Origin of the sequence: Marinoscillum luteum (assembly GCF_044005705.1) — a bacterium.
Taxonomy (GTDB): Bacteria; Bacteroidota; Bacteroidia; order Cytophagales; family Cyclobacteriaceae; genus Marinoscillum; species Marinoscillum luteum.
This window is the reverse complement of sequence record NZ_JBIPKE010000015.1, coordinates 178,225-193,400: the sequence shown is the minus strand read 5'-3', so window position 1 is coordinate 193,400 and position 15,176 is coordinate 178,225. Positions and strand designations below refer to the sequence as shown.

Annotated in this window: 15 protein-coding genes; 7 read left to right on the top strand and 8 right to left on the bottom strand. The window is 49.8% G+C overall.

Annotated elements, in window-relative coordinates:
* The first annotated feature begins 308 nt into the window (after positions 1–308).
* The 4 genes from ACHKAR_RS08600 to ACHKAR_RS08585 all read left to right on the top strand — a co-directional run bounded on the left by ACHKAR_RS08600 (position 309) and on the right by ACHKAR_RS08585 (position 7,047).
* A complete protein-coding gene (locus ACHKAR_RS08600; RefSeq protein ID WP_395417054.1) occupies positions 309–1,652 on the top strand; it encodes a redoxin family protein in 1,344 nt (447 codons plus the stop codon).
* Positions 1,649–4,852, top strand: a complete 3,204-nt coding sequence (locus tag ACHKAR_RS08595; RefSeq protein WP_395417053.1) for a SusC/RagA family TonB-linked outer membrane protein — start codon at positions 1,649–1,651, stop codon at positions 4,850–4,852. Before ACHKAR_RS08600 ends, ACHKAR_RS08595 begins: the two co-directional genes overlap by 4 nt.
* A gap of 20 nt (positions 4,853–4,872) precedes the next feature.
* Positions 4,873–6,237, top strand: coding sequence for a RagB/SusD family nutrient uptake outer membrane protein (locus ACHKAR_RS08590; protein WP_395417052.1), 1,365 nt, complete (start codon positions 4,873–4,875; stop codon positions 6,235–6,237).
* Between the two features lie 384 nt (positions 6,238–6,621).
* A complete protein-coding gene (locus ACHKAR_RS08585; RefSeq protein ID WP_395417051.1) occupies positions 6,622–7,047 on the top strand; it encodes an HU family DNA-binding protein in 426 nt (141 codons plus the stop codon).
* Between the two features lie 59 nt (positions 7,048–7,106).
* Here ACHKAR_RS08585 and ACHKAR_RS08580 read toward each other — a convergent pair whose 3' ends face one another.
* The 3 genes from ACHKAR_RS08580 to ACHKAR_RS08570 form a co-directional block, all read right to left on the bottom strand.
* The gene (locus ACHKAR_RS08580) at positions 7,107–7,334 is read right to left on the bottom strand and encodes a hypothetical protein (protein WP_395417050.1); all 228 of its coding nucleotides are present in this window, start codon (positions 7,332–7,334) and stop codon (positions 7,107–7,109) included.
* Between the two features lie 94 nt (positions 7,335–7,428).
* Positions 7,429–7,611: a hypothetical protein gene (locus ACHKAR_RS08575; RefSeq protein WP_395417049.1), complete on the bottom strand. Its 183-nt coding sequence runs from the start codon at positions 7,609–7,611 to the stop codon at positions 7,429–7,431.
* 94 nt (positions 7,612–7,705) lie between these two features.
* Positions 7,706–7,891, bottom strand: a complete 186-nt coding sequence (locus tag ACHKAR_RS08570; protein WP_395417048.1) for a hypothetical protein — start codon at positions 7,889–7,891, stop codon at positions 7,706–7,708.
* A gap of 518 nt (positions 7,892–8,409) precedes the next feature.
* Here ACHKAR_RS08570 and ACHKAR_RS08565 point away from each other — a divergent pair.
* Positions 8,410–8,952, top strand: coding sequence for an energy transducer TonB (locus tag ACHKAR_RS08565; RefSeq protein ID WP_395417047.1), 543 nt, complete (start codon positions 8,410–8,412; stop codon positions 8,950–8,952).
* Positions 8,953–9,753: 801 nt separating this feature from the next.
* Here ACHKAR_RS08565 and ACHKAR_RS08560 read toward each other — a convergent pair.
* The 4 genes from ACHKAR_RS08560 to ACHKAR_RS08545 all read right to left on the bottom strand — a co-directional run bounded on the left by ACHKAR_RS08560 (position 9,754) and on the right by ACHKAR_RS08545 (position 12,167).
* Entirely contained in the window at positions 9,754–10,224 is a 471-nt protein-coding gene (locus ACHKAR_RS08560) for a hypothetical protein (RefSeq protein ID WP_395417046.1), read from the bottom strand.
* Between the two features lie 46 nt (positions 10,225–10,270).
* The gene (locus tag ACHKAR_RS08555; RefSeq protein WP_395417045.1) at positions 10,271–10,618 is read right to left on the bottom strand and encodes a cupin domain-containing protein; all 348 of its coding nucleotides are present in this window, start codon (positions 10,616–10,618) and stop codon (positions 10,271–10,273) included.
* Between the two features lie 113 nt (positions 10,619–10,731).
* A complete protein-coding gene (locus ACHKAR_RS08550; protein WP_395417044.1) occupies positions 10,732–11,043 on the bottom strand; it encodes a hypothetical protein in 312 nt (103 codons plus the stop codon).
* 554 nt (positions 11,044–11,597) lie between these two features.
* Entirely contained in the window at positions 11,598–12,167 is a 570-nt protein-coding gene (locus ACHKAR_RS08545) for a helix-turn-helix domain-containing protein (RefSeq protein ID WP_395417043.1), read from the bottom strand.
* Between the two features lie 185 nt (positions 12,168–12,352).
* On the opposite strand from ACHKAR_RS08545, the gene ACHKAR_RS08540 reads away from it, so the two are divergent.
* Entirely contained in the window at positions 12,353–13,456 is a 1,104-nt protein-coding gene (locus tag ACHKAR_RS08540; protein ID WP_395417042.1) for a fatty acid desaturase family protein, read from the top strand.
* A 607-nt stretch (positions 13,457–14,063) separates the two neighbouring features.
* Here the strand turns inward: ACHKAR_RS08540 and ACHKAR_RS08535 are convergent.
* A complete protein-coding gene (locus ACHKAR_RS08535; RefSeq protein ID WP_395417041.1) occupies positions 14,064–14,297 on the bottom strand; it encodes a YgaP family membrane protein in 234 nt (77 codons plus the stop codon).
* Positions 14,298–14,645: 348 nt separating this feature from the next.
* On the opposite strand from ACHKAR_RS08535, the gene ACHKAR_RS08530 reads away from it, so the two are divergent.
* Complete coding sequence (locus ACHKAR_RS08530; RefSeq protein WP_395417040.1) at positions 14,646–15,113, top strand: OsmC family protein; 468 nt, start codon at positions 14,646–14,648, stop codon at positions 15,111–15,113.
* The last annotated feature ends 63 nt before the right edge of the window (positions 15,114–15,176 follow it).

Here is a 15,176-nt window from a genome sequence, read left to right as displayed (position 1 = left end):
GCCTAAGGCCAAACGCCAACAGCCAAACGCCTAAGTCCAAAAGCCAACAGCCAAGCGCTCACAACGATCAAGATCCTCTTCAGCACACGGTCCCTGGCCCTGCCTCATTACCCAGCTATAGCAGGGGGTTCACTGTTTGCCCTCTAATGGGTCCGGGGATTCGTGTGTCTGGCCCAAGGGCTGAACGCTAAGCGCCGAACGCTAAGCGCCGAGCGCTGAACGCCAAGCGCCAATAACCAAACGCTAAGCGCTAAACGCCAAGCGCCAAAAGCCAACAGCCAATAACCCAAAACCCATCCACTAAAAACATGAAACAATTTATCCCAATCATTATCCTGTGCATCGTGATCATCATCATTGCCCTGGCCAGTAGCTTACTTTCCAGACCCGGTGCACCACCGAAAATACAGCCCCTGAGTATAGGAGATCAGCTACCTGAAATCAAAGCCGTCGCAAGCATGGGCGAAAATCACACCCCGCTCACATGGCCCAAAGACAAGCTGCTCATTCTGGAGTTTATCTCCACTCACTGCAGCACCTGTGTGCGCTCCATTGACCAGCTGCAGGCCCTGCAGGCGCAGTTTGCCAACGAGCTGGAGATCATTCTCGTCACCGCTCAGCCGCAAGCCGAAGTGGCCGATGCCTTTCATGAGCACGGTTGGACGCTCCCCGTAGTGGCCGGAGATACGGTGCTTCATGAGGTCTTTCCACACCATACCGTACCTCATCAGGTGTGGGTGCAGGCAGGAGAAGTACGAGCCATCACTCACTATCAGTATGCCACAGCGGCCAATGTGCAGCACGTGCTGGCAGCGCATCACCTGCAGGCGCCTGTGAAGGCTGATCGGCCCGTAGACCTCACACAGCCCCTGCTGGCCCGGGACAGTGCGGAGGTGCAGCCCCTCTATCAGTCCGCCATCACCGGCCCGCTGCCCAATGGCTCCGGGGGCTACCGTCGCACAGACCACAGCTGGTTGGTCTATAACGCCTCCGTGGCCAGTCTGTACAACCGCGCCTTTCACCGGCCCGAATATCCCGTGGGGGCTTACCGGGTGCTGGAAATGAGCGACTCCCTGAAGGCGCTCGTGGAAGGGCCGGCAGGGGAGATCACTGGGGATTTCACCCACGACAAGGCCCTCTATCACTGGCGGGAGCATGCTACATTCTGCTACAACATTGCCTTTCCCGCAGGCAGCAAGGTAACGATCCGTCAGTTTCAGGAGCAAATGCAGCAGGACCTCAACCATTACTTTGGCTCACAGTGGGGGATCTCCGGCCGGCTGGAGGCACGGGAAGTTACCGTGCTGGCGCTGGTGGCCTTGGGGGATTCGCTGCCCTGTGTCACCCGTGGCGGAAAAGGCCGGGTGGATGTGGGCGCAGATCACCTCATATTGGAAAACAAATCCATCAACCTGCTGACTGCCAGCATCGGATACCGCCACCACTACCTGGGGATGCCGGTGGTCAATGCCACCGGATATCAGGGGCACGTAGACCTGCACCTCACCTGTGGGCTGCAGGACCTGGAGCAGGTGAATACTGCCCTGCGGGCCTTCGGGCTGGGGCTGATGGAAAAAGAAATGACCATGGAAATGCTGGTCATCGCCGATCAGGCGCATTACACAAACCAAAACCAAACCATAAAACCATGAAAAAAGTAGTACCATTTGTTCTTCTGGTAGCGACGTTTTGTTGGCCCGGCTATAGCCAGTCGGTGCTGAAAGGGACCGTTACCTCCGCACACGACGGACAGCCCCTGCCAGGGGTGACCATCGTCAGCAAAGGCACCACCAATGGTGTGATTACCGACTCCAACGGGGCATTTACCTTATCCTGCCCAGAAGAGGCCACACTGGTGTTTTCGTACATCGGCTATGAAACCCTCGAGGCAGACCGCAACGGCCAGAGCAGCATCACTGTGAGTCTGACGGAGGGGGTGGAAATGCTGGGCCTGGTGGAAGTATACGCCACCGGATATGAGCAGATTCCTGCCGAACGCGCTACAGGCTCCTTTGAGCACATCGACGAGGCGCTGATCACCCGCTCCACAGGCATGGACATCATTTCGCGGCTGGAGGGAGTCACCAGCGGCTTGCTGTTTGACAAGCGGCTGGCCGGAGACACCTATGGCGAGGACTTTCGTAGCCTTCGCATCCGGGGAGTCAGCAGCATCGACTCTGACAACAGCCCGCTGATCGTGGTGGACAACTTCCCCTACGAAGGGGACATCAGCAGCATCAACCCGAATGATATCGCCCATGTGACGGTCCTCAAAGACGCAGCAGCTGCGTCACTCTGGGGTGCACGGGCAGCCAATGGGGTGATCGTGCTCACCACCAAAAAGGGCGGGTACGAGCGCCCCCTCACGGTACACTTCACCAGCAATGTGACCGTAAGTGAGCGTCCGGACCTGCACTATTCACCCGATTACCTGCCAGCGGCAGACTTCATCGGCGTAGAGCGCACCTTGTTTGACAGTGGCTTTTACAACAGCACCGCCAGCAGTACCCGGCAGTATCCACTGTCTCCCGTGGTGGAGCTGCTGCTGCAGCACCGCGATGGAGCACTGAGCGATGCGGAGCTGCAAAGCGAGCTGGCTACCCTGGCCACCTACGACGTGCGAGATGAGGCCGAAACCTATTTTTATCGTCCGGGCGTTCGGCAGCAATATGCCCTGAGTATGGAGGGTGGCACCCAAAAGAATGCCTACTACTTCTCCTCGGGATATGATCAAAACCAGACCTCCATCGATGGCAACGACCGAAATCGCCTCACCCTGAGCCTGAAAAACCGGTTTCGGCCTATCACTCCGCTGGAGCTGGAGGCAGGTGTCAACATCATCCACAATGGTACCACCAGCAATGGTCTGCGCTGGGGAGAGGTGGCCACGCCGTATCCTTACACCCGGCTGGCCGATGATGAGGGCAACTGGCTCCCAGTGGTCAGGGACCTGCGGATGCCCTATGCCGCTCAGGCAGAAGCTGCAGGCCTGCTGGACTGGATGTACCGGCCACTGCAGGAAAAAGCGCTGAATGACCAAACAACCAAGGATACCGAATACCGCCTGGATATGGGTGCACAATATGCCTTCACCCCGGCGCTAAATGTCAGTGCGAAATACCAGTATCAAAAGATAGCAGGTAAGCAGCGGGACCTCACAGCGGCAGACAGCTACCGGGTGCGGCATTTGGTCAACCGGTTCACCCAGCAGGACGGCACCCGGGTCTTTCCGGAGGGGGCTATCCTGAGTGAGGGCTATACCGATCAGCAGGCCCATGCTTTGCGGACACAGCTCAATTACAGTGAGCATGTAGGTGATCATCGCCTTTCGGGGCTGGCAGGTGCTGAGGTGCGCCAGGTACAGCGCGTGGCCAGTGGCCTGGAGGTATATGGCTATGATGACGAGGTACTCACCTTCAATACCAGCCTGGACTACCTCACACGGTACCCCGTACGGCCGTGGGGCAATGCGTGGACACCAACACCCACCAATTACTTTAGCGGGCAAATAGACCGATACGTCTCGTACTATGGCAATGCCGCCTACACCTATCACGACCGGTATGGGCTCACGGCCAGTGTACGCTGGGATGCTTCTAACCTCTTTGGGGTGAAGACCAATCAGAAAGGGGTGCCACTCTGGTCGGTAGGTGGGAGCTGGGACCTGAGTGATGAAGCCTTCTACGGGCTGTCGTGGCTCCCTTACCTGCGCTTCAGGCTCACCTATGGCTACAACGGCAACATCAATAAGTCAGTGACGGCCTTTCCTACGGCCCGCTACTCGGTAGACAATGTCACCAACCTGCCGATAGCATTGCTGCGCAATCCCGGTAACCCTGCGCTCCGCTGGGAGAAAATAGGTATGGTCAATGCTGGAGTGGATTTTGAAACAAAAGGTCGGCGGATTTCGGGCAGCCTGGAGTACTATGTGCAGCATGGCCATGACCTGATCGGGGACACACCACTGGACCCCACTACAGGGTTTATCACCTTGCCACCGGTATCTTATAAAACCAACTTTGCCGAGACGCGCACCAGGGGAGTGGACGTGCAGCTCCACACCGTCAATGTACAGGGGCCTTTTGCGTGGAGCACAGACCTGCTCACCACCTGGACCGCCAATGAAATCCTGAGTTTTTACAACGAATCCATCACCTACAATACCATCTCCAGTGCGCTGGCACTCAATACTTCCTCATTGCCGCAGGTAGGAAGGCCCATTGACGCACTGTACAGCTTGCCATGGTACGGACTCGACCCCACCACGGGTGATCCGCAGGTAATGATCGAAGACCAGCTGTCTACAGAGTACCGCGATTATGTGCGAAACCTGGAGATGACAGACCTCAAATACCATGGGGTGAGTGTACCGCCATTGTTTGGCTCGGTGAGGAACAACTTTTCGTGGAAGGGGCTGACCCTCAGTGTCAATGTGAGCTGGAAAACCGGCTACTATTTTAGAAAAAGCGGCCTGAGCTATGAGCGTTTGTTTGAAAACGGGCAGGGCCATATAGACTACCTCAGTCGGTGGCAGCAGCCAGGAGATGAGCAGCGCACACAGGTGCCCTCCATACCGGCACAGTCTGACACCTACCGTGATAAGGTCTATACGGCATCTGAGCTAATGATAGAGCCCGGAGATCATATCCGGCTGGAAGACATCAACCTTAGCTATGAAATGAGTGATGAGCAGATGTCATGGCTGCCTATGCGCAAGCTGAGGGTATTTGTGTATGCTAAAAACCTGGGCATGATCTGGTCGGCCACCTCCAGCGGACTGGACCCCGACTATCCCAATACTACTTACCTGATTCCGAGGAGCTATGCCATCGGCATCAACGGCACATTTTAAAACCATAAAAAGATCATATCATGCAAAAGACAATCAAAAGATCATGCTGGTGGCTCCTGATAGCCCTGAGCACCGCCGCCTGCCAGGATCACTGGCTCGAGATCAAAAGCGATAAGCAGCTGGTCATCCCCACGTCGCTCAAAGACTTGCAGGCCTTGCTGGACAATACCTCGGAGATGAATTTTTCCACCACCCCTTCATTGGGTGAAGTGGGTACCACCGATTACTACCTGGCAGATGAAGACTGGCAAGCCCTCTCGTCCGAAGAGCAGCGCAATGCCTACCGATGGGATAAAACCATCTTTGCGGGGGAATCCTGCTTCAGCTGGAACTATCCCTACAAGTCCATTCTCAATGCCAACCTGGCCCTGGAGGGACTGGCCCGCATCACCCAAGACACCGGCAATGAAGATGCCTGGAACAACATCCGCGGAAGTGCGCTCTTTTATCGCAGCTGGGCATTCTTTCAGTTGGCACAGGTGTTTTGCAAGCCCTATGCCAAAGCCACTGCCCTGAGTGATCTGGGAATACCGCTGCGGCTGGAGTCAGACATCAACATTCGCTCAGAACGCGCCACCGTACAACGGACCTACGACCAGATCATTGCCGATGTATGGAAAGCTGTGGAAGTGCTGCCGGACGAACCGCTGGTGCAGACCAGACCGGGAAAGGCCGCGGGGTATGCGCTGCTGGCCAAAGCCTACCTGCACATGAACAACTACGACAGTGCGCTAAGCACAGCCACGCAGTGCCTCCGGATTGCCAACCAACTGATGGACTACAATCAGCTCGATTCGGCGGCTGATTATCCATTTGCCCAAATGAACGAAGAGGTCATTTTTCTTGCCACCATGTCTCCATTGAGTGCGCTTTTTCGGGTGATGCATGTGGATGCAGAGCTTTATGGGAAATATGCACCCGGAGATCTGCGCAAGGCCTTGTTTTATCAGAAGGATGAAGGGAGAGTATCCTTCAAGGGCACGTACGACGGAAGCATACGACTCTTTAGTGGGTTGGCGGTGGACGAGGTGATGTTGCTCAAAGCGGAAGCGGAAGCACGGTTGGGTGCGTTGGATGACGCCATGAATACGCTAAATACCTTGCTGATAACCAGATGGGAAAGCGGCACTTACGAACCCCTGACTGCTGAAAGTGAAACGCAGGCTCAGCAGCTGATCATGGAGGAGCGCCATAAGTCATTGCCTTATCGGGGCATCCGCTGGATGGACTTGCGCCGGATCGCCAATGAACCTGCGCTGGCTGTCACGCTGCATCGCCAATTGGAAGGGCAGATGTACACCCTGGAGCCGGGAGATCCTCGCTACGTACTGCCCATTCCCGACGAGGTGATAGAGCTGTCGGGGATGCCTCAAAACCCCAGGTAATCAGGCAGCGCATAAAAAGGAAAAGGCCGGATTTGCAGATCCGGCCTTTTTTCATTGGTCTTCATATTCTTGTAGACCTCACAGCAGATAAGGTTGTTGGTCACGTGTGCTCTTGATTAAAACCACGTGTGATTTGAGACAAAACCACGTATGATTTTTGATGAAATCACGTGTGACTTTGAGTGAAGTCATGTGTGACCACAGTGCACCTGATAAAAAGTACCGTTTTGTGGCAACCTAATTTTTCGTTTCATCGTAAACTGGAAACATTAAACATAACTCTACAATAATCACTCTTACTATTTAAAATGATTAAACCAACCTCAGGAGACATCCGAAGGTGGTATTTGTTTTTTTTGTTCAACCTTTTAATTTTTTAATGTTATGGCAGTTTCGTATAAAACCATAGCCAAAGGCACACCCGGTGTACAGGGTGGCGGACCTAAGAAGTACTATGCGTCCATCGTAAGAGGACGGAAAGTGGATTTAAGAACATTTGTAGAGGAGATTGCGGAGATGAATACCCTGCAGACTCCGGATGTGCTGGCCGTTTTGGAAGCGTTTCTACAGATGACTGTGCGGCATTTATCGGAGGGGCGTACCATTGATATGGGACAACTAGGGTCATTCTCACCATCTCTGAGCAGCATCGGTCAGGATACCCCCGAGAAGGTAAGTAAGCATACCATCAAAAAACTCAATGTGAACTTCAGACCCAGTGGCCTTCTGAGTGACCGCCTGTCTACGGTGAAGTTTGAAAAGGTCAGTGATGGAAGTGCAGTAGAAGAAGAGGCTCCTGCCGAAACCTGATCGTCATCTTTTTTAATTTATGAAGACCCCGTTCAGCAATGAACGGGGTTTTTTCGATTTTATCGGCCATGACAACCAGCGGCATACCCCACTATCGAGTAGAAGGAGAGAGTGAAGAAAACATGTACGGTAGACACCCGAACTGCTGGCGAGCGTGCCAGAGAATAAAACCCCAAATCGTCTTCTGAACCTGTCACGGTGAGCTCCGTCGAACCATTAGACAGGAGAAGATTCCGGTCTTCTTCGTGCCTCAGAAACCGGATGACGTTCCTTTTCCGCTCCGTCATTTCGGTTTTGGGCAAAGCGCAGCGATGGCCAAATACCGGAATCTTTGCATTTTAGAGCGGTTTCCCACCAAGCTCCCCATTCTCAAGGCAGTCACTAATGCAGCTGGAGGTCTGCAAAAAGCGCTTCCAACTCCGATCGGGTCTTGTTGAGTTTGGTGGCCCCCAAATCGCCCTGTGAACCTGTCACGGTGAGCTCCTTCGAACCATCGGACAGGAGAAGATTCCGGTCTTCTTCGTGCCTCAGAAACCGGATGACGTTCCTTTTCCGCTCCGTCATTCCGGTTTTTGACAAAGCGCAGCGACTCAAAATACCGGAATCTTTGCGTTTTAGAGAGGTCTTCCCATCAAGCTCCCCATTCTCAGGACTGTCACTAATGCAGTTGCAGGTCTGCAAAGAGCACTTCCAGCTCCGATCGGGTCTTGTTGAGTTTGGTGGCCAGTTTTGAATACATCTTTTCACGTTCTCCTTCTTCAAAGACAAAGTCCAGGTCTTGCAGAATAGGATACCTCCATTTCAGCATTACTTTTTGCTCTCTCCAGCTTCGTATAATATCCATAACCGGTAAGGTAACCTAAGCATTATGGTTAAACGACCTTCCGGAGGATTCTATCTTCAAATCTGCCACATGGGGGGACTTAGAGGCGAAAGAGGTGGGTTTGGATATGATCAAGTCCGAAAATCGGATGGAAATTGTATTGAATGATTGGGGACTGTTATCTTCTGACACACTATCGGTTCATTCCCACCGATGGGCAACTTACCCTTCATTTTCTTTGCTTGCCCAAAGAAAACGAAGCAAAAGAAAGGGCACCAACGCAAAAAATCATTTTGACTTAGCGTGTTAAGATCTTATTAGAAATTTCTCAAGTCAAAATGATTCACACTTGCCTTGGATGGCCCGCCCGCATTGCGATGATACTTTTTGAATTTCGAACTACAGTATAAGCGATACCTCACAAAACCCCGCGTCAATATGGACCATGGATGTGTGATAGATACAACTCATTCTCAATGTTATGTAACACTTCCGGGCAGATGAGGCGCCACCTTTGTGCCCAATTAAAACAACAAACTATGAGAAAGTATTTAACCATTGGCGCTTTAGGCCTGTTGCTGGTTTTTGTTCAGGGGTGTGGTACCGAAGGCAAAGAAAAGGCGACTACTCCAATGACCACCGCCGAAAGGCATGCACAAGTGGAGAAGGAGCGGGTACTACTGGCAGAAAAGCGAAAGGCTGAACTTGCCGAATTGATCGCCACGAGCCAATACTATGAAGGCACCACCGGCAATCGGGTGTATTACAAGGCGGAAATAGATCCGGCTTATGTAGGGGGTGAGGCGGCGTTGAAGGCGTTTCTGAAGGAAAACCTGGAATTCCCGGCTGCCGCCAAAAGAGCGGATATGGAGGGCACGGTGTTTGTGGATTTCATTGTGTCAAAACGTGGTGAGGTGACCGGGGTGACTGCATCGGAGGATACTTACGAAGAAGTGGATGATCTCTTGCGGGGTGAAGCGCTACGCGTGGTGAACCTGATGCCCGACTGGACTCCAGGTAAACAAAACGGAGAGGCCGTAGATGTGAAATTTAGTGTACCGATCACCTTCCTGATCCAATAGGGTAAGGGAGGGGTGAGATATGACAAACGCGAGGACTCCTCGCGTTTTTTATTGGATCGAACGGTATTCCTGAGGGTGATTGTATTAAAGATGATGGTAGTGATCTGATACCTCATATGACCCAATCCGATTGATTGGCTACTTATCTTCATTTTCTTTGCTTGCCCCGGGCCGCGTAGGCAAAGAAAACAACTGATGTTACCACACAGGCACCAACCTGGCCGGTCGCACGCAAAAAATCATTTTGACTTATCGTATTTGTTCTTCCTTTTAGGAATTGTTGGAGTCAAAATGATTCACACTTGCCTTGGATGCCCCGCCCGCCTTACGACCTTGCTTCTCTGAATCCTGGTGGATTAATCGGTTTACAAAATATTGAAACTACATCGTGTTACTTCACACAAATACTTCTTGATCTTTTTTATTTATCCCATACATTTTCAGGAGCAGGCCGGTATGTAACAAAAAGGGGCAGGATGTTACACCTGCCCCTCTTCAAGATAAGCCTGGAAATGATTGAATCAGTCATTCTTCTTAGCTTCTCGCTTGGCTTCCTTGGCCGCACGCTTTTCCATTAAATTCTTCGCAGGGGCCGTCTTATCAGACTTTGCCTTTCCTTCTTTACCCTTAGTCTTGGACATTTTGGAGTTTGTTTAAAAATGAGATTGATGTCATCCTTCAGGTAAAAATCGATAGATCATTCAGATAAGTTGTTACATCTATCGTGGGGATTATTACATCATTCACAGGTGTGTGGCAACCAATAAGCAAGCCTCTCCAGGGTTTGGTTGATCCTGCGACCTAGAAAATATACCGAACGGAAAGGGCTCCACCGTCACCCCAAAAACCGGAATATCCGATCAGGTTCATGCTGGGCTTCCAGTCGATCCCGATGTTGATAGGGATTTCTGTGAAATTGTATTCCATACCCAGAATACCATCTATCCCCAGCACTGTATAGTTATCACCGCGATTCCCCCAGTTGGTTTCGTTGCCATCCCAAAATCCAATGTGCGCTCCAAAACCATAGTACCAGTTGAGTCTGGGGGTGTTGAATGCCTGGTTATGAATCTCATACAGGCCTGTCACCTGAAATCCCCTCCATCTGCTGGTGAAGATGCCTTCCAGTGCGGCCTGATCACTAACAAAATGCTTGACGGTGAGGCCATTGAAGTAGCCGCCCCGTATACCGATTCCGGTGGTGTAATCCTGTGCAAATCCCATGGATGACAGGGATAAAGTCATGATCAAAAGTAGTAGGTGTTTTTTCATGTTGGTAATTTAAAATAGGTTTTTGTAGTTATGGTAATCAGGTGTATCAAATCAGCGGTACGTCCTCGTAGCCACTTTTGATAACCATAGAAATCATTTTGAACCGGACATTGGCCCGGATGGTATTGGGAGCGTGAGCAGGTATGATGATGGCCTGTCCCGTTTCCAATACATGCAACTTCTCACTGATTTCGATGTGGGCCTGGCCATCTATTACCTGAATGAACGTGTCAAACGGAATGATTTTTTCCACCATGGTCTGGCCAGCGTCAAAGGAAACAGCATTGACTCTTCCGGATGTCTTTTTAATGATGTTTTTGATGACTACTGAATTTGGAACGTACTGGATGATCCCCCCAATGGTGAGGGCCTTTTCTTTTTCGATTTCGGCCATTAATGTGATTTTATCTCTGCTAAAAAAAGGAGCCTGTCAACTCCGATTATTTTGTATGTTATGAGCTCCCATTTGGACCTCTGATGTCCTTTGCTTTAAATCAAATAGACCTTCTATAGTAGAATGATAAGGAGCAAAATGATGATAATAAGCGCGCCTGCAGAAATATACACGCCGCCAGTGGCCAGCCTGCCTTGAATTGATTTCACTTCTTTTCGGAGGGCTTTCTTTTCCATTGCGTTCATCCCGGCCTTATCCATTGCTTTGATTTCGTCCAACCTCAGCAGTAGTACATTAGATTCTTCTGCAGAGATAGGATGAGTAATGGGTATCGGTGTTTTAGTGGGTTCTTTTGCTGCATAGCTGATTCCTGAAAGTGTGAAAATCAGAAGAAGTGTGAGCATACTCGGGAATAATTTTTTCATAATCCAGGCTGTTTAGAGCGCTCTTAAACGCTGTGAGGTGTGAATGTAATTTTGAATAAAGATCGGGACAGGAGCAGGTACATTCATTACATAGAAATGAATGATTGTTACATAGATCACACTTTGGGATTGTGAGATTAAATAATGTTGTGTGTGGGTATCTTTATACAGTTACTCGAAACTCAGAAAGAGTCAACGCAAGGCGGGTGGGGCATCCAAGGCTTGTGAATCATTTTGACTCCATCAATTCCTAAAAGGAAGAACAAATACGATAAGTCAAAATGATTTTTTGCGTGCGACCGACCAGGTTGGTGCCTTTATGCTGGATCACCAAAAGTTTTCTTTGCCTACGCGGCCCGGAGCAAGCAAAGAAAATGAAGAGTTAGTAGAGCATCAGTTGGTATGAACCAATGGCTGTCCAGATCATTACAGTCCCTTACAGGTTTTCAGATTTATCTAGATTTTCGCTACTACCGTCTGGCCTGATCAGAATGGAATGTGTAAGACAGGACAAAGAGTGATCCCCTCCGAACATCCTGCCTGAAGTATGCTTGTCAGAGGGAGCCCAGGTTCTCCAGGTTATTCATTCGTTTTTGGCGCAGCTGCTTGTAAAAGGAGGGTGAGAGGCCCGTCACCTTCTTAAACTGGTTGGACAGATGCGCCACGCTGCTGTAGTGGAGCTTGTAGGAGATCTCTGTGAGATTGAGCTCGTCGTAAAGAAGCAATTCCTTGACCTTTTCGATCTTGTGAATAATGATGAAATTCTGAATGGTGGTGCCTTTCACTTCAGAGAAAATATTGGAGAGGTAGGTATAGTCGTAGCCCAGCTTTTCGCTGATATAGTCCGAATAGTTCACCTTGGGTAACTCATCAGAGTAATGGACCATTTCAATGATCACATTTTTGATTTTTTCAATGAGGATGCTCTTTTTGTCATCGAGGAGTTCCAGTCCTGATTTCAGGAGATTTACCTTCAATATATCATGCTGAGTGGGGGTGAGGTCCTCCAGTACGTCCACCATTCCCAGGTCAAGTGTGGTGTGATGCAGCCCTAGTTTTTCCAGTTCTTCTTTTACCATCAATTTACACCGCAGGCTGACCATGTATTTGATGTAGAGCTTCATACGGCAAAGTTAGCCCTAATAACGCTTCCATAGAGTGGCTTGAATAGGTTATTTGGTTCGGACAGGCTGGTTTTGACCATGATGAATCCAAAAAACTTACAACTATTAGGGTTTAAAATGTAATGGAAAAGGTCCCATAAAGAAGGACCTTTGGCAAAAGATAATGGTATGTAAAGTTGAGTCTAATGAATCCTTCGAATAAAATTACTTTTCAAAATAGCCGCAGAGACTTCACCGTCACGTTAAACAGGCGCGTCAACGAATATTTCAAGATCAACCAGATCAGCCGGTACGCCAACCGTGAGATGATCATCAAATCCATCGTGATGATGTCTCTTTATTTTGGTCCATATGCGCTGATACTGAGCGGTGTGGTGTCAGGAGCACTCCTTACGCTGCTCATGGTCGTGCTGATGGGGCTGGGACTCGCCGGAATAGGACTGTGTGTAATGCACGATGGAAATCATGGTGCATACGCCAATAAGCGCTGGGTCAATTCGATGATTGGGTACTCGCTCAATCTCATTGGGGCCAATGCTTTCAACTGGAAGGTTCAGCACAATCTATTGCATCATTCCTATACCAATGTGCATGAGGCAGATGAGGACATTAGTCCCCGGGGTGCGCTGCGTTTTTCTTCGCATGCCCAATGGAGGTGGTTTCATAAGTACCAGTTTATCTATGCGTGGCTGCTCTATGGGCTTATGACGATCGTTTGGATGTTTTACAAGGATTTTGATCAGTTGCTGAGGTATCACAAAAACGGCCTGATCAAGAGTCAGAAGTCCAATGCCATCCGGGAGTGGAGCATACTGATGACCACCAAGGTGATCTATGTCAGCTATATTTTTGTGCTTCCCCTGATCTTTACATCCTTTCTCTGGTGGCAGGTGATCATAGGTATCGTCCTGATGCATTACATCACAGGGTTCATACTGGCCATTATCTTCCAGCCGGCCCATGTTATTACGGGGTCTGAATTCCCTTTGCCGGATGAGAATCACTCCTTGCAGGATAACTGGGCGATTCATCAGCTCCGTACCACCACCAACTTCGCCAACAACAGCCGGTGGTTCACCTGGCTGGTGGGGGGGTTAAACTTTCAGGTGGAGCATCATCTCTTTCCGGGTATTTGTCATGTGCACTACCGCAAAGTATCCGGTATTGTGAAGGACACGGCCATGGAGTTTGGGCTACCATACAAAAGTGTGGGAACATTTGCCAAAGCACTTTCCGGCCATCTGCAACTACTGAAACAGCTGGGTAGGCGACAGGCTACTGCAGGCTGATGGTTTGTCTAGCCCTTCGGGAGTCTGATTGGTGATAAAGCCCTGTTGAATTAATTCATCCATTCCCAAGTCTAGGAGCACGGTGGAACCATTAGATTGGATCAAGCAATAAAGTTGTGGGGAGATTGTAATTAGTTAAAGGTGGATAGTGATTCGTAATCTGACATCTCATATGACTCAATCCAATCGATTGGCTACTTACCCTTCATTTTCTTTGCTTGCCCAAAGAAAACGAAGCAAAAGAAAAGGCACCAACGCAAAAAATCATTTTGACTCTCCGTTTTTGGGCATTTTTTAAACAACTTTCTGGTGTCAAAATGATTCACACTTGCCTTGGATGCCCCACCCTCCATTGCGTCCTAATTTTTCCGAATTCAAAGTGAATTAATTCGATTTCACAAAATGTAACCATTTAGTGATAGCCCACACAAATATTGCTTGATCCATCAGATTCCGGTCTTCTTCGTGCCTCAGAAGCCGGAATGGCGTTCCTTTTGCCGCTCTGTTATTCCGGTTTTGGACGAGCGCAGCGATGGCCAAATACCGGAATCTGAGCAGCTAATTGACAAAATGACTAATCGGTTTCATTACGAGTCTCCCTGATCCATCAGGAAGGGTGTACTTCATGCTTCGTTTTCTCGGGTTTCTTACGGGTGCTGTACCCAAAAGGCAGGTAAAGCGGGCAGAAACTAAAGAAGCTCGTAGCAAGGAGTATACCTATGATCAGTATCAGAACCAGGGCCAAAGGGCCGGTCATGACATTCAGATAGTACAAGACAGCAACACTCACAGCCAGGAGTATTCTGATATTTCGATCTGTTGTTCCCATATTCTTTTTCATGGTCGTATCATTTTTGTTTTTGGAATCATTTCTGTTTTGGAGCACGGAGGTTCCTGTTCTTCTCTAAACGCCTATGTTCTCTACAAATGACCCCATTATAGCCGTCATTAACACTGACAGGACTCACTGCTTCATATGTTTGTTGTCATACATTTCTCTTGAGGCTGAGTGAGCTCCGCGAAGAGGCTGGAGGCTCCAAAATGGGCTTACCTTACCTCTATCTGATACACTACAAGGGAGGACTGCTTTCTTCTGATTAATATCCCGCATCACCATGACGAACGTCAGCTCCAGCGTCGGTCTTTTCCATGATGTTTGCCGTGGTATTGATTTAAAACCACGTACACTATGGAACCCTACTATTATAACGTTGACATCAACTGGAGCAATGAGCGGAAAGGTGTGATGTGTTCGCCCGAAGTTGGTCAGGCAGCGGAGAATTGTATAGAAGTAGCCACTCCGCCAGAATTTCCAAAAGGCATGCCGGGCATCTGGTCTCCAGAGCATCTGTTTACCGCAGCGGTGAGTAGCTGCCTGATGACCACATTTCTGGCTATAGCAGAGAACTCTCAGCTGGAGTTTACCAACTTTAGTTGCCCTGCCAAGGGTAAATTGGAGCAGGTAGAGGGCAAATACCTCATGACCGAAATCATCCTGACCCCAAGGGTGACCATCCATCATGAAAAGGATCTGCATCGTGCGGAACGGGTGCTCCAAAAGTCAGAACAAGCCTGCCTTATTTCCAATTCTATCCGAACAAAGGTGATCATGATGCCAACCATCATGGTGTTGGAGCTAGTGACGTTAGAGAAGTAATTGACCTAAGATGGAATTTATAGACTACTACTCGGTACTGGGCAGTGGTAGGAAAGCCACCGG